This window comes from Serpentinimonas barnesii, from assembly GCF_000696225.1.
Taxonomy (GTDB): Bacteria; Pseudomonadota; Gammaproteobacteria; order Burkholderiales; family Burkholderiaceae_C; genus Serpentinimonas; species Serpentinimonas barnesii.
Genome location: NZ_BAWN01000019.1, coordinates 49,734 through 72,199 on the forward strand (window position 1 = coordinate 49,734; position 22,466 = coordinate 72,199).

At 68.4% G+C, this 22,466-nt stretch carries 21 protein-coding genes; all 21 read right to left on the reverse strand.

The genetic code is table 11. From position 1 onward, the window contains the following. Nucleotides 1-39: 39 nt before the first annotated feature. The gene (locus SRAH_RS06310; protein WP_029462504.1) at nt 40-3,222 is read right to left on the reverse strand and encodes an efflux RND transporter permease subunit; all 3,183 of its coding nucleotides are present in this window, start codon (nt 3,220-3,222) and stop codon (nt 40-42) included. Between the two features lie 18 nt (nt 3,223-3,240). Further along, nucleotides 3,241-4,407, reverse strand: a complete 1,167-nt coding sequence (locus SRAH_RS06315) for an efflux RND transporter periplasmic adaptor subunit (protein WP_029462505.1) — start codon at nt 4,405-4,407, stop codon at nt 3,241-3,243. 59 nt (nt 4,408-4,466) lie between these two features. Beyond that, the gene (locus tag SRAH_RS06320; protein ID WP_029462506.1) at nt 4,467-5,081 is read right to left on the reverse strand and encodes a hypothetical protein; all 615 of its coding nucleotides are present in this window, start codon (nt 5,079-5,081) and stop codon (nt 4,467-4,469) included. Continuing rightward, nucleotides 5,078-6,235 carry a TolC family protein gene (locus SRAH_RS06325; protein ID WP_171816037.1) on the reverse strand — a complete coding sequence of 386 codons (1,158 nt, stop codon included), beginning with the start codon at nt 6,233-6,235 and terminating at the stop codon, nt 5,078-5,080. The genes SRAH_RS06320 and SRAH_RS06325 overlap by 4 nt, the downstream gene beginning before the upstream one ends. A gap of 384 nt (nt 6,236-6,619) precedes the next feature. Next, nucleotides 6,620-6,970, reverse strand: a complete 351-nt coding sequence (locus SRAH_RS06330) for a hypothetical protein (protein ID WP_029462508.1) — start codon at nt 6,968-6,970, stop codon at nt 6,620-6,622. A 115-nt stretch (nt 6,971-7,085) separates the two neighbouring features. Next, entirely contained in the window at nt 7,086-7,481 is a 396-nt protein-coding gene (locus SRAH_RS06335) for a type II toxin-antitoxin system VapC family toxin (RefSeq protein WP_197537858.1), read from the reverse strand. A gap of 8 nt (nt 7,482-7,489) precedes the next feature. Continuing rightward, nucleotides 7,490-7,747, reverse strand: coding sequence for a type II toxin-antitoxin system Phd/YefM family antitoxin (locus tag SRAH_RS06340; RefSeq protein ID WP_029462510.1), 258 nt, complete (start codon nt 7,745-7,747; stop codon nt 7,490-7,492). Nucleotides 7,748-7,831: 84 nt separating this feature from the next. Next, a complete protein-coding gene (gene hflC, locus SRAH_RS06345; RefSeq protein ID WP_029462511.1) occupies nt 7,832-8,725 on the reverse strand; it encodes a protease modulator HflC in 894 nt (297 codons plus the stop codon). 17 nt (nt 8,726-8,742) lie between these two features. Continuing rightward, nucleotides 8,743-10,164 (reverse strand): FtsH protease activity modulator HflK, encoded by a 1,422-nt coding sequence (gene hflK / locus SRAH_RS06350; RefSeq protein ID WP_029462512.1) that lies wholly within the window; start codon nt 10,162-10,164, stop codon nt 8,743-8,745. Between the two features lie 76 nt (nt 10,165-10,240). Further along, complete coding sequence (gene hflX, locus SRAH_RS06355; RefSeq protein WP_045476433.1) at nt 10,241-11,401, reverse strand: GTPase HflX; 1,161 nt, start codon at nt 11,399-11,401, stop codon at nt 10,241-10,243. Nucleotides 11,402-11,447: 46 nt separating this feature from the next. Continuing rightward, nucleotides 11,448-11,693: an RNA chaperone Hfq gene (gene hfq, locus SRAH_RS06360; protein ID WP_029462514.1), complete on the reverse strand. Its 246-nt coding sequence runs from the start codon at nt 11,691-11,693 to the stop codon at nt 11,448-11,450. 78 nt (nt 11,694-11,771) lie between these two features. After that, entirely contained in the window at nt 11,772-13,109 is a 1,338-nt protein-coding gene (gene der, locus SRAH_RS06365; RefSeq protein WP_029462515.1) for a ribosome biogenesis GTPase Der, read from the reverse strand. After that, nucleotides 13,106-14,278, reverse strand: coding sequence for an outer membrane protein assembly factor BamB (gene bamB / locus SRAH_RS06370; RefSeq protein WP_232841000.1), 1,173 nt, complete (start codon nt 14,276-14,278; stop codon nt 13,106-13,108). Before bamB ends, der begins: the two co-directional genes overlap by 4 nt. Further along, complete coding sequence (locus tag SRAH_RS06375) at nt 14,275-14,991, reverse strand: YfgM family protein (protein ID WP_029462517.1); 717 nt, start codon at nt 14,989-14,991, stop codon at nt 14,275-14,277. Before SRAH_RS06375 ends, bamB begins: the two co-directional genes overlap by 4 nt. 172 nt (nt 14,992-15,163) lie before the next feature. Further along, nucleotides 15,164-16,459: a histidine--tRNA ligase gene (hisS, locus tag SRAH_RS06380; RefSeq protein ID WP_029462518.1), complete on the reverse strand. Its 1,296-nt coding sequence runs from the start codon at nt 16,457-16,459 to the stop codon at nt 15,164-15,166. A 36-nt stretch (nt 16,460-16,495) separates the two neighbouring features. Beyond that, nucleotides 16,496-17,758, reverse strand: coding sequence for a flavodoxin-dependent (E)-4-hydroxy-3-methylbut-2-enyl-diphosphate synthase (ispG, locus tag SRAH_RS06385; RefSeq protein ID WP_029462519.1), 1,263 nt, complete (start codon nt 17,756-17,758; stop codon nt 16,496-16,498). Nucleotides 17,759-17,762: 4 nt separating this feature from the next. Beyond that, nucleotides 17,763-18,719 carry a helix-turn-helix domain-containing protein gene (locus SRAH_RS06390; RefSeq protein ID WP_029462520.1) on the reverse strand — a complete coding sequence of 319 codons (957 nt, stop codon included), beginning with the start codon at nt 18,717-18,719 and terminating at the stop codon, nt 17,763-17,765. Then, the gene (gene pilW / locus SRAH_RS06395; RefSeq protein WP_029462521.1) at nt 18,712-19,521 is read right to left on the reverse strand and encodes a type IV pilus biogenesis/stability protein PilW; all 810 of its coding nucleotides are present in this window, start codon (nt 19,519-19,521) and stop codon (nt 18,712-18,714) included. Before pilW ends, SRAH_RS06390 begins: the two co-directional genes overlap by 8 nt. Then, the gene (gene rlmN, locus SRAH_RS06400; RefSeq protein WP_029462522.1) at nt 19,518-20,684 is read right to left on the reverse strand and encodes a dual-specificity RNA methyltransferase RlmN; all 1,167 of its coding nucleotides are present in this window, start codon (nt 20,682-20,684) and stop codon (nt 19,518-19,520) included. The genes pilW and rlmN overlap by 4 nt, the downstream gene beginning before the upstream one ends. A gap of 7 nt (nt 20,685-20,691) precedes the next feature. Next, entirely contained in the window at nt 20,692-21,117 is a 426-nt protein-coding gene (ndk, locus tag SRAH_RS06405) for a nucleoside-diphosphate kinase (RefSeq protein WP_029462523.1), read from the reverse strand. 67 nt (nt 21,118-21,184) lie between these two features. After that, nucleotides 21,185-22,462 carry a pseudouridine synthase gene (locus tag SRAH_RS06410; protein ID WP_082210097.1) on the reverse strand — a complete coding sequence of 426 codons (1,278 nt, stop codon included), beginning with the start codon at nt 22,460-22,462 and terminating at the stop codon, nt 21,185-21,187. Nucleotides 22,463-22,466: the final 4 nt, after the last annotated feature.

Sequence of the window (22,466 nt, forward strand, 5' to 3'; positions counted from 1 at the left end):
ACAGCGGATTGTGAAGCAGCGCAGGCTGCGGCCGGGCCTTTAGAACGACTCCTGCACCGCCGCATCGGCGCGGCTGCTGTCGGTTTCATTCACCAGGCGCTCGGTCGCCCGGCGGCCATAGCGCAGGTAGAGCACCGGCGTGAGCAAGGTGTCGAGCAGGGTCGAGCTCACCAGCCCGCCAAAGATCACCACCGCCACCGGGTGCAAAATCTCCTTGCCCGGCGCATCGGCCGCCAGCAGCAGGGGCGTGAGCGCAAAAGCCGCCACCAGCGCCGTCATCAGCACCGGCGTCAGGCGCTCGAGCGAGCCGCGCACCACCATCTCGGGCCCAAAGCGCTCGCCCTCGAACTTGCACAGGTTGATGTAGTGGCTGATCTTGAGCACGCCGTTGCGGCTGGCAATGCCGGCCAAGGTGATGAAGCCCACCATCGAAGCCACCGACAGGCTCACCCCCGCGATCCACATCGCCAGCACCGAACCAATCAGCGCCAGCGGGATGTTGAGCATGATGATGCCCGCCAGCAGCACAGATTTGTAGCGCGAATACAGCACCATAAAGATTAGCAGCAGCGAAAGCAGCGACAAGCCCGCAATCAAGCGCGTGGCCTGCTCCTGCGCCAAGAACTGCCCTTCGAGCGTGATAAAGGCCCCCGGCGGCAGCTCGCTGCGCGCGATCACGGCGCGCACGTCGGTGATGATGCGGCCCATGTCGGAGCCGTCGGTGTTGGCAAAGACCACGATGCGCCGGCGCCCGTTCTCGCGCCCGATCTGGTTCGGCCCGTCGGTGATCTCCACCGTGGCAAAGGCCGATACCGGCACGCTGCCCGAGGGCGTGTGCACCAGCAGGCGCTCCAGGTCTTGCGGGCTGCGCGCCTGATCCGGCAGGCGCAGCACCAGCTCGAAGCGGCGCGCCCCATCGACGATCACCGCCCCGTGCGCGCCGTCGGTGAGCGCTTGCAGCACGCGCACCGCCTCACCCGGCGACAAGCCGGTCTGCGCCAGCCGCTGGTGATCGATGCGCACCGTGATCTGCGGGATCAGCACCTGTTTTTCGACGCTCAAATCCACCAGCCCCGGCACCGCCTCCAGCTCCTGGCGCAGTTGCGCCGCCAGCCCACGCAGGGTGTCGGTGTCGTCGCCAAAGACCTTGATCGCAATCTGCGCCCGCACCCCGGCCAGCAAATGGTCCAGCCGGTGCGAGATCGGCTGCCCCACCGCCACCTGCACCGGCAGCACCGACAGGCGCTGGCGCAGATCGGCCATGATGGCCTCGCGGTCGCGCTCGCTCGGGGCCAGCCCCACGTCGATTTCGGCCGCATGCACCCCTTCGGCGTGCTCGTCGAGCTCGGCGCGGCCGGTGCGGCGCCCCACGTGCGTGACTTCGGGCACTTGCAAGATCAGCGTTTCGGCCAGCGCGCCGATGCGGTTCGACTCCTCCAGCGAGGTGCCCGGCTGCATCAGCATGCCGAGCGTGAGCGAGCCCTCGTTGAAGGCTGGCAGGAAGGCGCGCGGGAAAAACGGCACGCTCGCCGCAGCCAGCGCCACCGCCACCAGCGCCGCCGCCAGCAGCAGCCGTGTGCGCCCAAAGGACCAGTGCAGCAGCCGCGTGTCCCAGGCTTTGAGGCGCTTGACCAATGGGCTGTCGCCGTGGTCGAGGCGCTTCATGCGCGGCAGCAGGTAGTAGCACAGCACCGGCGTGACGGTCATGGCCACCCCCATCGAAGCCAGGATCGAGACGATGTAGGCCACCCCCAGCGGCGAGAACAGCCGCCCCTCGATGCCCGGCAGCGCAAACAGCGGCACGAACACCAGCACCACGATCAGCGTGGCATAGACGATGCCGGTGCGCACCTCGATGCTGGCCTGGCGCACCACCTCGATCACCGGCAGCGGCCGCTCCAGCAAGCGGTTTTGCTTGAGGCGGCGCAAGGTGTTTTCCACATCCACCACCGCGTCATCGACCAGCTCGCCGATGGCAATCGCAATGCCGCCCAGCGTCATCACGTTGATGGTCTGCCCCAGCCAGTGAAACACCAGCGCCGTGGCGGCCAGCGAGAGCGGGATGGCGGTGAGCGAGATCAGCGTGGTGCGCGCCGAGAGCAAAAAGGCAAACAGCACGATCGCCACCATGATGGCCCCATCGCGCAGCGCATGGGCCACATTGCCCGTGGCCGCCTGGATGAAGTCGGCCTGCCTGAACAGCACCTGCGGCTCGGCCAGCCCGGCCGGGCGCCCAGCCTGGAGCTCGGCCAGCGCGGCCTCGATCTGCTCGGTCAGGCGCAACGTGTCGGCACCGGGTTGCTTTTGCACGCTCAACACCACTGCGGGGGCGCCGTTGAAACCGGCGTCGCCGCGTTTGAGCCCCGCCGCAAAACGCACCTGCGCCACCTGCTGCAACAGGATCGGGCGGCCGTCGCGCCAGGCCACCGCCAGCCCCTGCAAGTCTTCCAGGCGGCTGCTGCGCCCGATGTGGCGGATCAGGTACTCGCGGCTGTTGCGGTCGATGAAGCCACCGCCGGCGTTGCTGGCAAAGCCGTTCAGCGCCGCCTCAATCTGCGTCAGCGTGACACCAAACTGCGCCATGCGCTGCGGATCCGGCTCGACGCGCAACTGGCGCACCTCGCCGCCGATCGGGATCACCTGCGACACCCCGGCGATGGAGAGCAGGCGCGGACGCAACACAAAATCGGCGTACTCGCGCGCCGCCATGGCCCTGTTTGCCACATCCTCGGCCGCCTCCTCGGCGGCACCCGTGGCGCTCGCCGTGCCTGGTTCGGGCGCTTGCAGCGGCAGCGCCAGCAGCATCACCTCGCCCATGATCGACGACACCGGCCCCATGGTCGGGCTGATCTCGGGCGGCAGTTGCTCGCGCACCAGCGCCAGCCGCTCGGCGACTTGCTGGCGGTTGCGAAACACGTCGGTGCCCCAGTCGAACTCGGCATAGACGATCGACAGGCCGATGCCCGAGACCGAGCGCACCCGCGTCACGCCGGGCATGCCGTTGAGCGCGGTTTCGATCGGCACCGTGACCAGTTGCTCGACCTCCTCCGGGGCCATGCCGCCGGCTTCGGTGAGCACCGTAACCTGCGGTTTGTTCAGGTCCGGGAACACATCGACCGGCATGCGCCAGGCGGTGAGGGCCCCATAGACCAGCAGAATGCCTGCAAAAACCAGCACAAAAAGCCGGTTATTCAGGCTGTTGCGAACGATCCAGTTAAACATGGCGGCCTTTTTGGATCGTTAGCGGATTTGCGCCAGCAGTGCCGCGCCGCGCACCACCACCCGGTTGTCGGTACCCAGCCCGGCGTGCACCACCACGGTGCTGGCGTCGAGCGCGCTGAACTGCACCGGCTGCGGGATGTAGCGCTCGGTGCCCGACTTGATCCACAGCACCGGCTGATTCGCCGGGTTGCGGGTGATGGCCTCGGCCGGCAGCACAAAACCCTGCAGGGTGTCGGTGCGCTGCACGATCAGCCGCACCGGCTGGCCCAGCGCCAGCGGCAGTGGCGCGGGGGCTGCACCGGGCGTTGCAGGCGTTGCGGCTGCGCCAGCAGCAGGCGGGCTAAGCCGGGCGCGAAACAGCAAGGGCAGCACCCCGTCGCGCATGGCGGCCCCGCTGCCCAGCGGCTCCAGCCGCACGCCGGGCACGCCGATCAGCGTGGCGGCTGCGATGCGCTGGCTCAGCGCCACGTCGGCCGTGCTGGCCTCGACCAGCAGGCGCGCCGGATCGACAATCTCAAACAGCACATCGCGGCCCTCCACCACCTGGCCGGCCAGCACCTCGGCGCGCGCGATCACGCCGCCTACCGGGGCGCGCAGCGCTAGGCGCGCGCGCTGCCCGGTGGCCAGCGCCTGTTGGCGCGCTTGCAGGCTGTGCAGTTCGGACTGCGCGGCCTCGATCTCGCGCCGGGGAACCGAGCCCTCTAGGCTTTGCAGGCGCTGCCAGCGCTGCTCGGCCAGGCCCTGCGCGGCGCGCAGCTCGGCCAGTTGGGCTTGCAGCGCAGCGGCGGCGAGCGGGTCGGGCAGGTGCTGCACATAAGCCAGCACCTCGCCCTGGCGCACGCGCTGCCCCGGCAGCGGCAAACCGCGCGGCCCGGCTGCGATCAGTCCCGCCACCGGGCTTTGCACGCGCGCCCCGGCGTTGGGGTCCAGCACCACCCGGCCCGAGAGCTCGCTGGTCTGCGGCACCTGGCTGGGCTGGGCCAGCACGGTGCGCACCCCCATCAGGCGCTGCGAGGCCATGGGCACCTGCACGCTGCCGTCGGGCAGGCGCGTCAGGCCGTCGGGGCGTGCGGCGGCACCTGGGGCATCGAGGTGTTCACCGTCGGGGCCGTGAGCCCCCGGAGCGGCCCAGGCGATGCCAGCGGATGGCAAGGCCAGCGGCAGCGCCACGGGGAGCGCCACCATGAGTGCCGATGCGAGCGCGGCCGTGTGCATCCAAACATGCGGAAATTTTTTCATGATCCCTATCCTTTGTTGGCGCGCACGGCCTTGCCGCGGCGCAAAAACCAAATCCCGCCACCGGCCAGCAGCAGCCCGCCGCCGACCAGCGTCAGCGGCAGCGCCAGCTCTTCGAGCAAGGTGTGTTCGTGCCCGTGGCCACCTTGCTGCGGCGCAGCCACTTGCAGGCTGCCTTCGAGCAAGTCGGACTGCTCGCCCGCGATCACCGTCAGCACCAGCGCGTGCTGGCCCGGCTGGCGCAGCGCCTGCAGCAGCGCGGCGTCCTCCAGCAGGTAGTCGCCCTGCTCGGGCCTGAAGGTCGCGGCGGCTTGCAGCGCCCCGGACTCGATGTGCAACTGCGCTTGCAGCACCGGCTCGCTGCTCTGAAACTGGTTCACATACAGGCTCAGGCCCTCGGCTTGCAGGCGGCCCACGACTTCAAACAGTTCCGACTGGGCCTCGAAACGCGGCAGCGCCGCCGCGCCCGCAGCGGCAGCGCCAGGGGCCGCATCCAGGTGCTCGCCGTCGGGGCCGTGGGCTCCGGGGGCGGCGTGGCTGGCCAGCGCCAGCGTACACAGGGCCGCCGCCGCTAGGCTGTGTTTCAGTTTCAGGCGCAAAGGGGATTTCATTCTGGGCTTCATGGCAGGATTCCAATTGAGAGTTGCAGCCGCGCTTGCGCGATCTGCTGCTGCAGGCGCAGCGTTTGCAGGGCGGCTTCAGCTTCGGAAGCCGCAGCGCGGGTACGCAGCCAGTCGGCCAGTGCGGTTTCGCCGCTGCGGAAGGATTTTTCGATCAGGGCGGCGCGCTCCTGCAGTTGCCCGGCGCGCTGCGACGCATGGGCGATCTGGTGCGTCATCCCGGTCAGCGTGGCTTGCTGCTGCGCCCACTGGGCCTGCAGTTGCCACTCCAGCTCCTGCTGGCGCGCTTGGGCCTGCGCGTAGGCGCCTTGGGCCGCCAGCAACTGCGGGCTGTGCTGGGCCGGGCTGTGCAAGGGGATGCGCAAGCTCAGGCCCAAGCTCTGCGTGGCGGCTGCGCCGCGCGCCTCCACCTGCTGCACCCAGCGCGTCTGCAATTCGGGCGCGGCGCGGCGGCTGCGCTCGACCAAGGCCAGTTGGCGTTGCGCCCACTGGCTGTGCGCAGCCGCTTCGCGCAGCAGCGGGTGCTGCGCCAGCGCGGACGGGGGGGCCTGCGCCTGCAGCGCTTCAAGGGCCGGGATGGCGCTCAAACCGGTCAGGCCTTGCCAGTGAAGTTCAGCGCTTTGCAGCGCGCTGCGCGCCTGCTGCAGCAGCGCCTGCGCTTGCAGCAGCTCGGCCTGTGCCGCCAGGCTGTCGGTGCGGGCGCGCTCGCCCGCAGCCAGCAGCCGCTGCATATCGGCGGCCAACTGGCGCAACGCCTCCACTTCTGCGGTGCGCAGCACCAGCGCCAGCCGCTGCTGCTGCACGGCGGCCGCCGCATCGAGCAAGGCCTGCGCCAGTTGCACGCGCTGGGCGCTGGCGCTGGCCTGGGCAAGGGCGGCAGCGGCCTCGGCCTGTTGCGCACTGGCCAGGCGCTGGCCCGGCAACCACAGCGGCAGCGCCACACCGAGCTCGCTTTCGCGCGCCCCAGCGTTGCGCGTGAACTGGTCGGTGCGCCAGCCCACTTCGAGCACCGGCGCACCCGGCAGCCAGGCCCGCGCAGCAGCTTGCTCGGCCCCGGCAGATTGCGCCGCTGCCAAAGCGGCAACCGACTCGGCGCTGCGCGCCCAAGCGGCGTCTAGCGCCTGGGCCCAGCTTGGCGCTTGTGGCGCAAGCGGCAAGGCGGGTGCAGCGCCTGCACCTGCAGCTGCACCAGCAGCCACCGCAGCGCCAGGCCGCGCCGCAACGAAACCGCCAGAGCCAAGTGTGGGCGCCTGAGCCACCAAGGAGGCCGGGAGCGCGAGGCCAGCTCGGCTGGCACCGGCCTCGGCGCGGGAAGGCGCGGACACAAGCGCTTGCGCCAGCAAGCCCGGCACGGCCGCACACAGGGCGACGGCAGCACCGATCGCCCGAAAACGGGAAGAAAAAAACATGAAAACCCCTGCAAACAGCAGCCTGAGACGATCTGGGGTCAGCCAAAGCGCGCCCTTGGAGCAACCAAGGGACGAGCAGGACTGCGCCAGACCAAGCGTTGTAGCCCGCGCAACAAAAAGCGCGGGCGCGGCTCAGCTCAGGGTGCGCGGAGGTCGGTGCAGGGGGTCGGCGTAGGGATTGGGCAGGAGGTCGGCCCAATACTGAGGCAGCCCTGTGAGGGGCAAGGGAAAAGTGAGGTGGGAAAGCGCCAGATAGGTGGCCACCACGTGCGATCCGTCCAGCGCCACGTGCTCAAACGAGGCTTGGCTGGCGTCGGCATGCACGCTGCCGTCGTGGTGGTGGTGGTGACCTACGTCTTTCCAGTGCAGGGCGGCGTGGGTGGCATCGGCCGCCACCTTGGCTAGGGAAGGCAAGCCAGCCCCCGCCAAGCCTTGCCAAAGCAAGGCCCACACAGCCACGAAAAGCACCAGTTTGCGACGCATGTTAGCGATTCTAGCAGCAAGCCATGACCGGGCGCCTTAGCGTACGGTGCTTGTGTGTGTTGTAGTGTGCGGCTGTCGCACTTAGCCGGCGCAAGCCTGTGGCAGGTGCACCCAATTAGGGTACCCAGAGCTTCACGCTGCGCGAGCGGCGGATATTGGCGTCCCGTGTGGCAAGCGTCAGGCCGTAGGCGCGTGCAGTGGCCACGATGATGCGGTCGGCCGGATCGCCATGAAACCCCTTGGGAAGATTATCCAGCGCGAGAATGGCGCCGACATCCATGGGCATGAGCGTCACCGTTTCGGGTGCCGCCGCCATGGGGAGCCAGTGGGCCAGCGGGCTGTCGATTTCGAGGCGACCCTTGGCGGCCAGCATCTGCGCTTCCCACAGGCTAATGGGGGCAAGAGCGGGCGGTGTGCCGGCTGCGGCCAACGCATCCAGCGCGGCGCGCTCATTTTCCGCAAGATCTGGCTGGCCGAGCAACCACCACAACCAGATGTGGGTGTCGAGCAAGGGCGGCTTCACACCACCCGACCGCGCGCTGCGTCAAAGGCGGTGGAGTCAAGCACGCTTTCTGGCGGCAGTGCGTGCAAGCGGCCACGGCCGCGCAGCCGCAGCCAAGTTGGTATGACTTGGGGCGCGGCGGCCATCGGCACCAGACGCGCCACCACCCTGCCACTGCGCGTCAAATCGACCGCAGCACCATCCTGCTCCACACGACGGATCACATCAACGCAGCGTAGCTTGAAATCCGTGACACTGACGGCAATAGGCACCATCGCATTTCTCCAGACGGGGTGAGAGGGAGATTAGCACAAAACCAGCCCAAGCCGTCACCTGAATCCGCGACCTCAACCCTAACTTCAGCGCCCGCCCGCCGGCACGTTGCCGCGCATGGCACGGAAGAACTCGGAGCTGGGGTCGATCACCATCAGGTCGTTGCGGTTGCGAAAGCTGGCCCGGTAGGCCTCTAGGCTGCGGTAAAACTGGGCGAAGGCCGGATCCCGACCGAAGGCGTCGGCGTAAAGGCGCGAGGCTTGGGCATCGCCTTGGCCTTTGAGCTTTTGCGCTTCGCGGAAGGCCTCGGCCAGCAGCTCCTCGCGCTGGCGGTCGGCGTCGGCTCGAATCTGCTCGCCTTCGGCAAAACCGGTCGCGCGCAGCTCGCTGGCCACCCGGCGTCGCTCGGCGATCATGCGCTCAAACACCGAGCGCGTGATGGTCTCGGCGTAATCCACCCGTGTGATGCGCACGTCGACCACATCCATGCCCCAAGGCTGCTCGGCCCCGCGCACGGCAGCCAGCACGTCGGTCTTGACGTCGGCCATGACCTCTTCGCGCCGGGTCGAGAGCAGCTCGCGCACGGTGCGCCGGTTGACCTGCTCTTGGAAGGCGTTGCGCACCACCCGGTTCAGTTGCATGGCCCCGGCGCGTTCGTCCAGTCCGACGTTGCGGATGTAGGCCGCCGGGTCGGAGATGCGCCAGCGCACAAACCAGTCGATCACCACGCGCTGGCGCTCGGCCGTGAGCATCGGTTCTACGTCGGCGCTCTCCAGCGTGAGCAAACGCCGGTCGATATAGACCACGTTTTGAAACGGCGGCGGCATTTTGAAATTCAGCCCTGGCTCGACCACCACGCGCTGAATCTGCCCGAGCTGATAAACCACGCCAAACTGGCGCTGATCGACCACGAACAGCATCGAACTTCCCACCCCGATCAGGATGAGGAAGGAGACCACGACAATACCAATTTTGTTCATCATTGCATCAGCTCCGGTCAGCGGGCACGCTGCGCTTCACGGGCGCGGGGGTCCAAGGCCGGCGCCGGGGCCGCGGGTGCGGCCGGGGCGGCAGCGGCCGGGGTGGCGGGCAAGGGGGTGGCCGTTGCGGCTTGCTGGATCAGGCGGTCCAGTGGCAGGTGCAGCAAGTTGTTGTTGTTGCGCGAGTCAATCATGACCTTGGTCACGTTGCTGAACACCTCCTGCATCGTCTCCAAGTAGAGTCGGTCGCGCGTGACTTGGGGCGCACGGGCGTGCTCGGTTTGCACCAAGCGGAAGCGCTCGGCATCACCCTCGGCGCGTGCCACCACGCGCACCTTGTGGCCTTGGGCTTCTTCCATCAGGCGTGCGGCGGCACCGCGGGCGCGTGGGATCACGTCGTTGGCGTAGGCCTCGGCCTCGTTGCGGGCGCGTTCGCGCTCTTGGCCGGCCACCAGCACATCGTCAAAAGCGGCCTGCACCTGCTCGGGCGGGCGCACCCCCCCTTGTTGCAGGTTGACCGCCACCACCTCGACCCCCACCTGGGCCCGATCCAGCAAACTTTGCATCAGGGCGCGCACGCGCGGCGCGATCTGGTCGCGCTCATCGACCAAGGCCTGGTCCATGGTCATGTTGCCGACCACCTCGCGCACCGAGGTTTCGGCGGCGCGCAGCACGGCGTTGTCGGGGTCGCGGCTGTTAAACAGGAAGGCGCGTGCGTCGTTGAGGCGGTATTGCACCGCAAAGCGGATTTCGACGATGTTTTCGTCCAGCGTGAGCATGCCCGCATCGCGCAGCCCGGTGGCCGAGACAATGTCTTCGCGCCCCACGTCGACCGAGCGGATGGTGGTCACGAACACGGTTTCGTGGCGCTGGATGGGGGCCGGCAGGCGCCAGTTGAAACCGGCTCCGACGGTGCTGTGAAAGCGCCCGAACTGGGTCACCACCGCCTGCTGGCCCTCTTGGACGATAAAGAAGCCGGAACCCAGCCAGAGCACCAGCACGACACCGCCCACCATGCCCGCCACCACGCCCGCACCCTTGGGGGTGGGGGCTTTAAAGCCCGGCATGCCGCCGCCCGAGCCACCGGAGCCACCCGAACCCATGCCACCACCGCCACCGCGCCCACTGCCAAAGAGGCCGTTGAGCTTGCGGTTGAAGTCGCGCCAGATTTCATCCAGATCGGGCGGGCCTTGCTTGGGGCCACGCCCGGAACCTTGGGGCCGCCCCTGCCACGGACGCGGATCGGGCTGCTGCTCGTCACCGCGTTCACCGCGATGGTCATCGTGGCTGGGGTCGGGCCGATTGCCGGGCTCACGCGAGCCGTCGGACGCACCGGGCTTGGCGTCGTCGTCACGTCCCCAACGCGGGTCGTTGAGGTTGAACATGCCCTTGACGCGGCTCCACCATGGAAAACGCAAAGGTGATGAAGTCATGTGCATGGGTGGTGACATTCAAAAGTCGAACAAAACACTATTGTGCCCAATTAAGGCGACACGCCGGAGTGCGCGCACCGAATTAAACCACTTCCTGCAAGGCTGCCTGCAGGCGTTGCGCCAACAAGCCGCGCAAGGCATCCAGCCCCTGGCCGGTTTGCGCACTCAAAAAGATTCGAGCCACGGACTGCCCGTCGAGTTCCATCGAGTCGACGCTTTGCAAGGGCAAACGCTCGGGCGCCAAGGCGTCGATCTTGTTGAAGACCAGCACCTGCTCGATGCCCTCAGCGCCAATCTCACGCAACACCTGCTGCACGTTGGCGATTTGTTCGAGGTGCGCGGGGTTGGCGCAATCCACCACATGCAGCAGCAAATCGGCCTCGCAGGCTTCCTGCAAGGTGGCGGCAAAGGCGTTGACCAGCGCGTGCGGCAGGTCGCGAATGAAGCCCACGGTGTCGGACAGCGACAGGCTGCGCCCGGCCTCGCTCAGGTAGAGCTGGCGCGTGGTGGTGTCGAGCGTGGCAAAAAGTTGGTCGGCGGCATAGGCGCGCGCTTTCACCAGCGCGTTGAAGAGCGAAGACTTGCCGGCGTTGGTGTAGCCCACCAGCGAGACCTTGAAAGTGCCGCTGCGTTCGCGCTGGCGCCGCTGGGTGTTGCGCTGGCGCTTGACGCGCTCGAGGCGCTCGCGGGTGCGCTTGATGGCGTCGCCGATCATGCGCCGGTCGAGCTCGATCTGCGTCTCGCCGGGGCCGCCGCGCAGGCCGATGCCGCCGCTCTGGCGCTCCAGGTGCGACCAGCGCCGCACCAGCCGGGTGCTGAGGTATTGCAGCCGCGCCAGCTCGACTTGCAGCTTGCCTTCGTGGCTGCGCGCGCGCTGGGAAAAAATCTCCAAGATCAGCAGCACCCGGTCGTTGACTGCAAGCTCCATGTGGCGCTCGAGATTGCGCTGCTGCGCCGGGCTCAGGGCTTGATCGAACAGAATTTCCTGCGCCCCGTGCGCCAACGCCAGCGCCTTGATCTCGTCGGCCTTGCCGGAACCGAGGTAGAGCGCCGGATCGGGGGCGCGGCGTTTGCACACCACCCGATCGAGCACCTCGTAGCCGGCCGTGCGCGCGAGCTCAGCCAACTCGCTCAGTTCGGCGTCGAAATGCGGCAAACCCATGTCCACACCCACCAGAATCACCCCGGGCAGGGCACTGGCAGGGCGTTTTTTGGCGGGCGGGTGCCCAAGGGCGCCCCCCATCGGAGCAACGCCCGGGATGGGCAAGGTCGGATCGGGATTCAGGGGCTCAGGCCTCGGGGGTCGGCGCATTGGCCGTGAACTGCACCGGGCGCCCCGGCACGATGGTGGAAATGGCGTGCTTGTAGACCATCTGGGTGACGGTGTTGCGCAGCAGCACCACGTACTGGTCGAACGACTCGATCTGCCCCTGCAGCTTGATCCCATTGACGAGGTAAATGGACACCGGCACGTGCTCGCGGCGGAGCTGGTTCAAGAATGGGTCCTGCAAGAGTTGGCCTTTGTTGTTGCTCACGATATGTTCCGTGTTCGAAGAAGTTTCGGGAAAATGAAGATACCACAGCGCGGCCGCTTTTGCGCGCGCGCAGGCGTTTTATTGCTTGGCGTAGGGATTGTCGGCGATTTTGAACTCGATCCGCAGCGGCGTGCCCACCAGATCGAAGGCCTTGCGAAAGCGCCCTTCCAGAAAGCGCCGATAGCTCTCGGAGACGCCCTCGAGCGAGTTGCCGTGAATGACGACCACCGGCGGATTCATGCCGCCCTGGTGGGCGTAGCGCATTTTGGGGCGGTACATGCCACTGCGCTTGGGCGCTTGCAGGGCCACCGATTCCTGCAGGATGCGGGTCAGCAGCGGGGTCGGCATTTTCTTGAACGCCGAGGCATGGGCTTGGGCGATCGCCGGCCACAGCGGCGCCAGCCCTTGGCGCTTGAGCGCCGAAATGGTGTGCATCGAGGCAAACTTGAGAAAAGCCAAGCGGCTCTCGATCGAGCGCTGCAGCTGCTCGCGCTGATAGCTGTCGATGGCGTCCCATTTGTTGAGGGCCACCACCACCGCGCGCCCGTGCTCCAGCGCAAAACCGGCAACGTGCGCGTCTTGATCGGTCACGCCTTGGCTGGCGTCGAGCAGCAGCAGCACCACGTGCGCGCTCTCGATGGCCTGCAGCGTCTTGACCACCGAAAACTTCTCCACCGCCTCGAACACCCGGCCCTTGCGGCGCAGTCCGGCGGTGTCGATGAGCTCGAATTTTTGCCCGTTGCGCTCGAAGGGCACCGAAATCGCATCGCGTGTGGTGCCGGGCTGGTCAAAGGCCACCAGCCGCTCCTCGCCCAGCCAGGTGTTGATGAGGGTCGATTTGCCCACATTGGGGCGCCCGGCCACGGCCAACCGGATCACCTGCCCTTCGCCCTCATCGGCGGGCGCAACCACCTCATCGGCCAGCGGCAAGCGGTCCAGCGCCGCCTCCAGCATTTCGCGCACCCCCTGCCCGTGCGCCGCCGAGACCGGCAGCACCTCGCCCAGGCCCAGCTCGTAGAACTCGCTCCACTGCGCCGTTCCCAGCATCCCTTCGGCCTTGTTGGCCACCAGCAGACAGGGTTTGCCGAGCTTGCGCAGGTAGTTGGCGATGTCGTGGTCTTGCGCGCTCAAGCCCGCGCGGGCGTCGAGCACGAACAGCACCACATCGGCCTCGGCCACGGCTTGGCGGGTCTGCTTGGCCATTTCGCGGTAGATGCCGGCCTCGGCCCGGGGCTCGAAGCCGCCGGTGTCGATGACGATGAACTCGCGCTTGCCCAGCCGCGCGCTGCCGTAGTGGCGGTCGCGTGTCAGGCCAGGCAGGTCGGCAACGATGGCGTCGCGGGTTTTGGTCAGGCGGTTGTAGAGCGTCGACTTGCCGACGTTGGGGCGTCCGACCAGTGCCAGCACCGGCTTCATTGCGGCCGCCAGGCGTAGACGCCGCCGTTGCGCGTCACGGCCACCAGGGTGTTGCCCAGCAGCAGCGGCCCGGCCACAATGGCCGAACCGTCGGTGCTGAGGCGGTTGACGGCGCTGCCATCGTCGCGCGACAGCAGGTGCACGAAGCCCTGCGCGTCGCCAATGGCGATCGAGCGACCGGCCGCCAGCGGCGCGGTGAGGCCCCGGTGCAAAAAGGCGTCGGTGCTCCAAGCGCGGGCACCCCCGTCGCGCCGCCAAGCCAGCACGCGGCCGTTGCGCTCTACCCCATAAACGCGCTCGGCGTCGGCGCTTAAGCCCACGGCGCCATCGGCGGGCTGAGTCCAGAGCAGGCGGCCGGTGGCGGCATCGACGCAGCCCACCGCCGCCTGGAAGGCGCGTGCGCACAGTTGATCGCCCACGCGACCCGTGCGCCCGACCAGATCGACCAAGCGCTCGATTTCGTTGACGCCGCGCGGGGTGGCGATGGCGGCGTCCCAGCGGATGCGGCCATTGAGCGGATCGAAGCCCAGCATGCGCCCGCCCAAGCCCACCACCAGGGTGTCGCCCACCGCCAGCAGCACGCCGCTTTGCTGCAGCACCAGCGCCTCGGCGGCGCGGCCGCGCTGCTGCCACAGCGGAGCGCCATTGCGGGCATCGAAGGCGTGCACGCTGCGGTCGTTGGCCAGCACGAACACGCGCTGCCCGGCCACCAGCGGGGCCGTGAGGACACGGGCCGGCAGGCGCGCGCGCCACTGCACCCCGGTGCTGTTGAGCACCAGCAGCTCGTTTTCTTGCGTCACCACCGCTGCGGTCTGGCCGTCGAAACCCACGGCTGCCGAGAGCGGCTGCGCCAGTTCGACGCGCCAGCGCACCTGGCCGTTGCTGCCGTCGAGCGCCAGCACGGCCCCGGCGGCGTTGGCCAGCACCAGGGTCTGACCGTGCACGGCGGGTGTGAGCAGCGGATCGACGGCGCCGACGGTGGTGTTCCAAACTTGGGTGGCCGGTTGCAGCGCCACCAGCGGAGCCAGCGGCGTCGGTTGCGGGCGCTCGGGGGCCGAAGAGCAAGCCGCCAGCGTGAGCGCCAAGGCGGCCGCAAGGGCGATGGCCGCCACGGGGCGGCCGATGGCGTTGCGCACCAGGCGCGGCGAGAAATGGGGGGCTGGGTTCACTGCGATGTCTCCGTCACTGGGGGGGCAGCCGGGGTGGCGGGGGTGGCCTCGTTGGCCGGGGCGGCTGGCGCGCTGGGGTCTAAGCCCAAGGCATTGAGCTTGGCTTCGATCACGCGCCGGTAGTCCACCGCCTCGTCCATGGCCGTCCAAGCCTGCAGATAGGCTTGGCGGGCGGCGTCGGTCTGGCCTTGGGCCAGCAGCACGTCGCCGCGCCGGTCGGCCGCAAGGGCGGCAAACTCGGGCGGCATGTCGGCGGCCAAAGCCTGCAGCGCGGCCTCGTACTGCCCCGCTTGCAGCTCGAGCGCCGCCAGACGCAGCCGCGCGGCCGCCACCACCCCGGGGTCGGCGGCGCGGTCGCGCACGAAATGCAGCGCCTGGCGCGCGTCGTCGGGCGCCTCGAGCTGTTGCAGCGCGCGCGCCGCCAGCAGCCCGGCCTGCTGCGCCTGCGCGGTGCGCGGCACCTGCTGCTGGATGTCGGCCCAGACCTGGCGCACGCGCTCGGCGTCGTTGGCGGCGGCGGCCTCGTCCAGGGCCTGATAGAGCACGGCGGCTTCGACGGCCTGCTGGCGTTGCCAGTAGTTCCAGCCGTTCCAAGCCGCAAAGCCGGCCAGCACGACCACCAGCACCCACGTGATGAGGCTGCCAAAGCGGCCCCAGAAACGCTTGAGCTGGTCAAATTGTTCTTCTTCGTGCGGATCGAAAGTTTTCGCCATGGGGTGAGGGTGCAAAAAGTTGCGCGAGCAAAAAAATCGGCAGCCCCCGGTGGGCGGGGCTGTTGTGGGCCGGATCAGGCCCCATTGGGTGCCGATTGTAGGCGCTGGCCCGGCGGGCTGGCCGGCACTGGCCAAACGGGGGCCGATCGGGGGGCAGTCGGCCAACCGTCGCTTAAGCCCGCAAGCGCTCCGCCCACTGCCCCACTTCGGCCAGCGGCAGCAAGGTCTGCTCGCGAATGCTGCCCAGCCCATCGGCGCGCAGCGGCTTGACCGCCACCTGCCCGGCGGCCAGCTCGGAAGCGCCAAACACCAGCGCGTAGCGCGCCCCGCTGGCGTCGGCCTTTTTGAACTGCGCCTTCATGCTGCTCAGGCCCTCCGGCCCGGCGCCGTGCATCTGCACCGCCAGCCCGGCGGCGCGCAAGGGGCGCAAGAGCGCCAGCACCTGCGCCATGGCCTCGGGCTGGGGCACCACGGCGTAGCAGTCGGGCACGGGCATGGGCGGCAGCTTGCCTTGCACTTTAAGCAGCTCCAGGATGCGCTCCATGCCCAGCGCCCAGCCCACCGCCGGGGCCGCCTTGCCGCCGATCTGCTCCAGCAAGCCGTCGTAGCGCCCGCCGGCGCAGACCGTGCCCTGCGCCCCGAGGGTGTCGGTGACAAACTCAAACACGCTCAGGTTGTAGTAATCCAGCCCGCGCACCAGGCGCGGATTGATGCGGTAGCCGATGCCCTGCGCATCGAGCAAGGCGCGCAAGGCATCGAAGTGCGCCAGCGAAGCCGCGCCCAGGTGGTCGATCAGCTTGGGCGCGGCTTCCACCAGCGCTTGCATATCGGGGTTTTTGGTGTCGAGCACGCGCAGCGGGTTGCTGTAGAGGCGCCGGCGCGCGTCCTCGTCGAGCCGATCGAGGTGCTGCTCCAGGTAGGCGATCAGCGCCTGGCGGTGCGCCAGCCGCTCATGGGGCTGGCCCAGGCTGTTGAGTTCGAGCCGAATGTCGCTTAAGTCCAATTCGGCCCACAGGTCGGCGGCCAGGGCGATGAGCTCGGCATCGACATCGGGGCCGGCAAAACCCAGCGCCTCCGCCCCCACCTGGTGAAACTGGCGGTAGCGGCCGCGCTGCGGGCGCTCGTGTCTAAACATCGGCCCGAGGTAGTACAGGCGCTTGGGGCCGTCGTAAAGCTGGTTGTGCTCTTGCACCGCGCGCACCACGCCAGCCGTGGCCTCGGGGCGCAGCGTAAGCTGCTCGCCATTGAGCCGGTCCTCAAACGAGTACATCTCTTTTTCGACGATGTCGGTGACTTCGCCCAAGCCGCGCACGAACAGCGCCGTGGGTTCGACGATCGGGGTGCGCACGTTGCGGTAGGCGTAGCGCGCCATCAGATCGCGCACCTTGGCCTCCAGCCACTCCCAGTGGCCGGAAGCGGGCGCAAAAATATCGTTCATGCCTTTGACGGCACGCAAGGGTTCAGCCATGATTTTTAGATAAAAAACCGCTGCCGCACGCGCCGCTCAGGGCCGCGCGCCGAAGCGCTGTTCGATGTAGTTTTGCACGATCTGCTGGAACTCGGCGGCAATCTGCTCGCCGCGCAGGGTCAGGCGCTTTTCGCCGTCGATGTAAACCGGCGCCGCCGGGGCCTCGCCGGTGCCGGGCAGGCTGATGCCGATGTCGGCGTGTTTGCTCTCGCCCGGGCCGTTGACGATGCAGCCCATCACCGCCACCTTGAGGTTTTCCACCCCAGGGTAGCGCTCGCGCCAGCCCGGCATGGAGGCGCGCAGGTAGTCGTCGATCTGCTTGGCCAAGTCGAGGAACACGGTGCTGGTGGTGCGCCCGCAACCGGGGCAGGCGGTGACGCTGGGCACAAAGCTGCGCAAGCCCAGCGCCTGCACGATTTCGAGTGCTACCACCACCTCTTGGGTGCGCGACTCGCCCGGCTGCGGCGTGAGCGAGACGCGGATGGTGTCGCCTATGCCCTGCTGCAGCAGCACAGACAGGGCCGCCGCCGAGGCCACGGTGCCGCGCACGCCCATGCCGGCCTCGGTCAGGCCCAGGTGCAGCGGGTAGTCGCAGCGCCGGTGCAGCTCTTGATAGACCGCGATCAGGTCTTGCACCCCACTCACCTTGCACGAGAGCACGATGTCGCCCGGCTGCATGCCCATGGCCTGGGCCTGCTGCGCCGATTGCAGCGCCGAGCTGATGAGCGCCTCGATCATCACCTGGCGCGGCAGCCAAGGCTGGGCGCGGCGGGCGTTTTCGTCCATCAGGCTGGCCAGCAGCTCTTGGTCTAGGCTGCCCCAGTTGACGCCGATGCGGATGTGCTTGTCCCAGCGCAGCGCGGCCTCGACCATCTGCGCGAATTGCTTGTCTTTTTTGTCACCCTTGCCGACGTTGCCGGGGTTGATGCGGTACTTGGAGAGCGCCTGCGCCATCGCCGGGTAATCCTGCAGCAGGCGGTGCCCGTTGTAGTGGAAGTCGCCGATCAGGGGCACCGGCACGCCCATGCGGTCGAGCTGCTCGCGGATGTGCGGCACGGCGCGCGCGGCTTCGTCGTTGTTGACGGTGATGCGCACCAGCTCGGAGCCGGCCTCGGCCAGTTCCTTGACCTGGATCGCGGTGCCGATGGCGTCGGCGGTGTCGGTGTTGGTCATCGACTGCACCCGCACCGGCGCGTCGCCGCCCAGCGGCACCTGGTGCGCGCCCCAGCGCACGATGCCCTGGTGCGTCTTGCGGCGCGGGATTTCGGTCAGGGGCGGCGGATTGTCATTGAAATTCATGCGATCACCTCACTTGCAGGCGGGCCACGTTGTTGCGGCTGTGCGGGGCCATGTCTTGGACTTGGCCGCGCACCGAAACCTCGACCGCGTCGGCGCGCCCGATCACCACTTGCAGCGGCAGGTCGTCGGCGAAACCAAGCGCTTCGCCGGCTTGCAGGTGGCGCTGCAGCAGCACCCGGCCCGAAGCCCCGGTGACTTGCACCCAGGCGTTTTGCTGCGCGCGCAGGAGCAGCGGCGCGGCGGTGGCGGTCGTGGGTGTGACCGCGGCGGCCGCAACGGGGGTGGGTGGCGCTGAAGCCGGTGCGGGCACGGGGGGCGGCACCGGCTCGGCTGGGGTGGGCAGCAAGGGGGGTGCGCTTGGGCCCGGGTCAGGCAGGGCTGCGGTCAGCGGGCTCGGCACCGGCAAGGCTGCAGCCGGCGCCGCCGCATCGGGGCCACCCGCCAGCGGGGGCGCTGCGGGTTCTGCCAGCGGTGCAGGCTGTGCGAGTGGCGCCGGCTCGGGTTGCTGCGGCAACCAAAACCACAGCAACAAGGCCACCACCAACATCAGCACGGCCAGCGCTACCGGCACAGACAGCGTTTGCACCGGCGCCGCCACGGCGCGCGCCAAGACCGAAGCCCCCTCCTGCGGCATGGGCGTGTGCAGGGCGGTTTCGGATTCACCCAGCCGCACCTGGCCGGCCATGGGCATTTGGGCCAGCACCGGGCCCGGATCGACCTTGAGCTGGCGGCACACGCTCAAGGCCAGGGTGCGAGCAAAGGTCAGGTCGGGCAACTCGTCGTAGCGCCCAGACTCCAGCGCTTCGAGCTGGCGCAGCGGCACTTTGAGCGTCGCCGCCAAGGCCGCTGCATGCACCCCAGCACGCTCGCGCGCCTGGCGCAAGGTCAAAATCGGCGCAGCGGTGGCAGCGGTGGCGCTGCCCGCATCGGCGGCGGCTGGTTCGGCGCGCAGCTCATTCATCGAAAGCCCCTCGTTCGTAGGCATTGGCTTGGCGCGAATCGGGGAAGCGGCGCTGCAACTGACGCCCCAGTTGCTGCGCTACATCGCGGTTTTGCAAGCGGTTTTCAATTTTTACGCCCAACCAGAGCGATTCGGCATTGGCTGCTTCGGAGTTGTTGAGGCGGCGCAGGTAAAAGCGGGCGCGCTCGCTGTTTCCACGCTGGTGCAGCATGGCTGCCAGGTTGTAGAGCGTAATCGGGTTGCCGGGTTCGATTTCAAAAGCGCGCATCAGGCTTTGCTCGGCTGCTTGCATTTGCCCGGCCCGGGCCTGGCACACCCCGCGCAGCATCCAGGTGCGCCCGGCCCCTTGATACTGGGGCGTTTGCAAGGCGCGGTCAAAGGCCTGGGTGGCTTCGGCAAAGCGCTGCTGCTGGCAGTGCAACCAACCGAGGTTGTGCCAACTGTCGCCGTCGCGCGGCGCCAGCCGCAAGGCCTGCTGCAAACTCTGCTCGGCCAGCGCGAACTCGTTGAGCTGCATCAGCACCAGGCCGCGCAGGTTGTGCGCCGCCGCCAAGTTGGGGTCGGCCTGCACGGCGCGGTTGGCCTCTTCCAGCGCCACGGCGGGCTGGTTGTTTTCCAGAAAGGCCGCCGCCAGTTCGAGCCGGATCTGGGCCCGGCGCTGCCCATCAGTGGGCTCGGTGGTGCCCACCGTCAGCGGCTGCTGGCTGGCATCGCCGCCCGGTGCGCTGGCACAGGCCCACAACCCCAGGCACAAACCCAGCACCAGACCGGTTCGCCAAAGCGCAATGGTTCGACTAATCATGACACCTTCTCGTGCGGCTTGCGCCAAATCACAGGCTGTGGGCTGGCCAAGGCCGTTTGCGGCTCCCGGCGCCCAGAGACCCCGGTGCGGTCCAGCACCTCGCCGGCCAGTTGGCCGCAGGCAGCGTCGATGTCGTCGCCGCGCGTCTTGCGCACCGTGGTGACAATGCCCGCGGCGTTGAGCCGCTGCCCAAAAGCCAGCACCCGAACCCGGCTGGAGCAGCTCAGGCCAGAGGCGGGAAAGGGGTTGAAGGGAATCAGGTTGACCTTGCACGGCACGCCTTGGCCGCGGTGCCCTTGCAGCAGCGCAATCAGTTGCTCGGCGTGGGCGTCTTGGTCGTTGACGCCGTCGAGCATGCAGTATTCGAAAGTGATGAAGTCGCGCGGGGCGTGGGGCAGATAAGCCAGACAGGCGTCGAGCAGCTCGGCGATGGGGTATTTGCGGTTCAGCGGCACCAGATCGTCGCGCAGCGCGTCGGTGGGGGCGTGCAGCGACACCGCCAGCGCCACCGGGCAGTCGGCGGCCAGGCGCTCGATCATCGGCACCACACCCGAGGTCGAAACCGTGACGCGCCGGCGCGACAGGCCGTAGCCGTGGTCGTCGAGCATCAGGCGCAGCGCGGGCAGCAGCGCGGCGTAGTTTTGCAGTGGCTCGCCCATGCCCATGAGCACCACATTGCTGATCACGCGCTCGCTCAAACCGCGCTCGTTGTGGCCTAGGTGGCGGCGCAGAAAGTGTTCGGCAAACCAGAGTTGGGCCACAATTTCGGCCGTGCTCAGGTTGCGGCTAAAACCCTGGGCGCCGGTGCTGCAAAAGCGGCAGCCCACGGCGCAACCGGCTTGCGAGGAGATGCACAGCGTGCCGCGACCCTCTTCGGGGATGAAGACGGTCTCGACCGCGTTGCCGTCGCCCACGTCGAACAACCACTTGATGGTGCCGTCGGCCGATTCGTGCTGCGCCAGCACCGGCAGCGCGCGCACTTCGCACAGGCTGGGCAGCTTGTCACGCAGGCTGCGCGCCAGGTCGCTCATTTCGGAAAAGCGCGATTCGCCGCGCTGGTGGATCCAGCGCAGCAGCTGCACCGCGCGAAAGCGCTTTTCCCCCAGCCGCTCGCAAAAGGCGGCCAACCCGTCGAGGTCGAAACCGAGCAAATTGGCCGTCATTGCATGGTCAGCGGGTGTAGACGTTGAGGCCGGCGAAGAAGAAAGCCACTTCGGCGGCTGCGGTCTCGGGGCCGTCGGAGCCGTGCACGGCGTTGGCGTCGATGCTGTCGGCAAAGTCGGCGCGGATGGTGCCGGGGGCGGCCTTTTTCGGGTCGGTGGCGCCCATCAGGTCGCGGTTCTTGGCGATGGCGTCTTCGCCTTCGAGCACCTGGATCATGACCGGGCCCGAGACCATGAAGTCCACCAGGTCTTTGAAGAAGGGGCGCGCGCGGTGCACGCCGTAGAACTGCTCGGCTTCGGCGCGCGAGAGCTGCACCAGTTTGGCGGCGACGATTTTGAGGCCAGCGGCTTCGAAGCGGCTGTAGATCTGGCCGATCACGTTTTTGGCGACGGCGTCGGGCTTGATGATGGAGAGGGTGCGCTCAATGGCCATGGGATTGGGTATCCTGAAAGGAAAATCTGAGGGTGGGTTGAATTAAGCCCGTGATTCTAACCCGCTCTCAGCGTGGGGCACCGGGTTTGGGGCCGCGCGCAGCCCCACGCTTGGGGCCTTGGCTGGGCCCGCCGGCGCGGGTGCGGCCGGTGCTGCGCGGCATGGGGGCGCCATCGACCAGTTTGGGCGCGCTCGGGCGCGGCCCCTGGCTGCGGCCCCTTGAGGGCTGGCGCTTGGGCGGCGCCGGGGGCTGGAACTGGCGCGCGCGCGATTCCAGCGTGCGGTCCATGCCCGTGGCCTCGGTCAGGCGCGCCACGTCGCGCGCATCGAGTTCCATCCAGACGCCCCGGCGCAAGCCGCGTGGCAGCGTCACGGCCCCGTAGCGGATGCGGATCAGGCGGCTGACCGCGTGCCCGAGCGACTCGAACATGCGCCGCACCTCGCGGTTGCGGCCTTCGGCGATCGTCACCCGGTACCAGCAGTTGGCGCCGTCGCCGCCGCCCTCTTCGAGCGTCTGAAATTGCGCCGGGCCGTCGTCGAGCTGCACCCCGTCAAGCAGCTTTTGCTTTTCCTCTAGGCTCAAGGCGCCCAGCACGCGCACCGCGTATTCGCGCTGCAGTCCAAAGCTGGGGTGCATCAGCAAATGCGCCAGCTCGCCCGAACTGGTCAGCAGCAGCAGCCCCTCGGTGTTGATGTCGAGCCGCCCGACCGACTGCCACTTGCCGCTGTACAGGCGCGGCAGGTTGCGAAACACGGTGGGTCGGTTTTGCGGGTCGTCGTGCGTCACCACCTCGCCGGCTGGCTTGTGATAGGCCAGCACGCGCGGCGGCGGCGGCGCGATGCGCAGCTTGATCGGGCGCCCATCGATGCGGATGGCGTCGCCTTGCTGGATGCGTTGCCCCACATGGGCCGGCTCGCCGTTGACCGTGATCTGGCCTTGGGCGATCAGGCGCTCCATCTCCAGCCGGGAACCCAACCCGGCTTGCGCCAACACCTTGTGCAGCTTGGGTGCTTCGGCCTCGGGCTCTAGCACCCGCTTGGAGGGCTGCGCGGGCGCGTCGGGCGCGGGTGACAACTGCAAATCGGCATCGAAGGCGCCCGAGACCACGGCCTCGAAGCCCACCGCAGCGGCGTCTGGAGCAGGCGTGGGTGCGGCGGCCGCTTCGGAAGCTGCTTCGGTGGCCGCTTGAATGCCCCCTTGCAGCTCGGCTTGCGTGGTTTGGGCCGGGCGGCGTGCGGGCCGGGCGGGGGCGGCGGAGCGGGCTTGCGGCCGCGGCGCGGCGGCTGGCGCAGCCGGTCGGGTTGGGCGGGTGGAGGGGGCTTTGCGGTTCACGGGAGGGCTCATTCGG

Excerpts from the sequence above, each read along its gene's own strand:
- SRAH_RS06310 (WP_029462504.1), bottom strand. The coding sequence starts at position 3,222 with ATGTTTAACTGGATCGTTCGCAACAGCCTGAATAACCGGCTTTTTGTG.
- SRAH_RS06315 (WP_029462505.1), bottom strand. The coding sequence starts at position 4,407 with ATGGTGGCGCTCCCCGTGGCGCTGCCGCTGGCCTTGCCATCCGCTGGC.
- SRAH_RS06320 (WP_029462506.1), bottom strand. The coding sequence starts at position 5,081 with ATGAAGCCCAGAATGAAATCCCCTTTGCGCCTGAAACTGAAACACAGC.
- SRAH_RS06330 (WP_029462508.1), bottom strand. The coding sequence starts at position 6,970 with ATGCGTCGCAAACTGGTGCTTTTCGTGGCTGTGTGGGCCTTGCTTTGG.
- SRAH_RS06340 (WP_029462510.1), bottom strand. The coding sequence starts at position 7,747 with ATGGTGCCTATTGCCGTCAGTGTCACGGATTTCAAGCTACGCTGCGTT.
- hflC (WP_029462511.1), bottom strand. The coding sequence starts at position 8,725 with ATGAACAAAATTGGTATTGTCGTGGTCTCCTTCCTCATCCTGATCGGG.
- hflK (WP_029462512.1), bottom strand. The coding sequence starts at position 10,164 with ATGCACATGACTTCATCACCTTTGCGTTTTCCATGGTGGAGCCGCGTC.
- hflX (WP_045476433.1), bottom strand. The coding sequence starts at position 11,401 with ATGGGGGGCGCCCTTGGGCACCCGCCCGCCAAAAAACGCCCTGCCAGT.
- der (WP_029462515.1), bottom strand. The coding sequence starts at position 13,109 with ATGAAGCCGGTGCTGGCACTGGTCGGACGCCCCAACGTCGGCAAGTCG.
- SRAH_RS06375 (WP_029462517.1), bottom strand. The coding sequence starts at position 14,991 with ATGGCGAAAACTTTCGATCCGCACGAAGAAGAACAATTTGACCAGCTC.
- hisS (WP_029462518.1), bottom strand. The coding sequence starts at position 16,459 with ATGGCTGAACCCTTGCGTGCCGTCAAAGGCATGAACGATATTTTTGCG.
- ispG (WP_029462519.1), bottom strand. The coding sequence starts at position 17,758 with ATGAATTTCAATGACAATCCGCCGCCCCTGACCGAAATCCCGCGCCGC.
- SRAH_RS06390 (WP_029462520.1), bottom strand. The coding sequence starts at position 18,719 with ATGAATGAGCTGCGCGCCGAACCAGCCGCCGCCGATGCGGGCAGCGCC.
- pilW (WP_029462521.1), bottom strand. The coding sequence starts at position 19,521 with ATGATTAGTCGAACCATTGCGCTTTGGCGAACCGGTCTGGTGCTGGGT.
- rlmN (WP_029462522.1), bottom strand. The coding sequence starts at position 20,684 with ATGACGGCCAATTTGCTCGGTTTCGACCTCGACGGGTTGGCCGCCTTT.
- ndk (WP_029462523.1), bottom strand. The coding sequence starts at position 21,117 with ATGGCCATTGAGCGCACCCTCTCCATCATCAAGCCCGACGCCGTCGCC.
- SRAH_RS06410 (WP_082210097.1), bottom strand. The coding sequence starts at position 22,462 with ATGAGCCCTCCCGTGAACCGCAAAGCCCCCTCCACCCGCCCAACCCGA.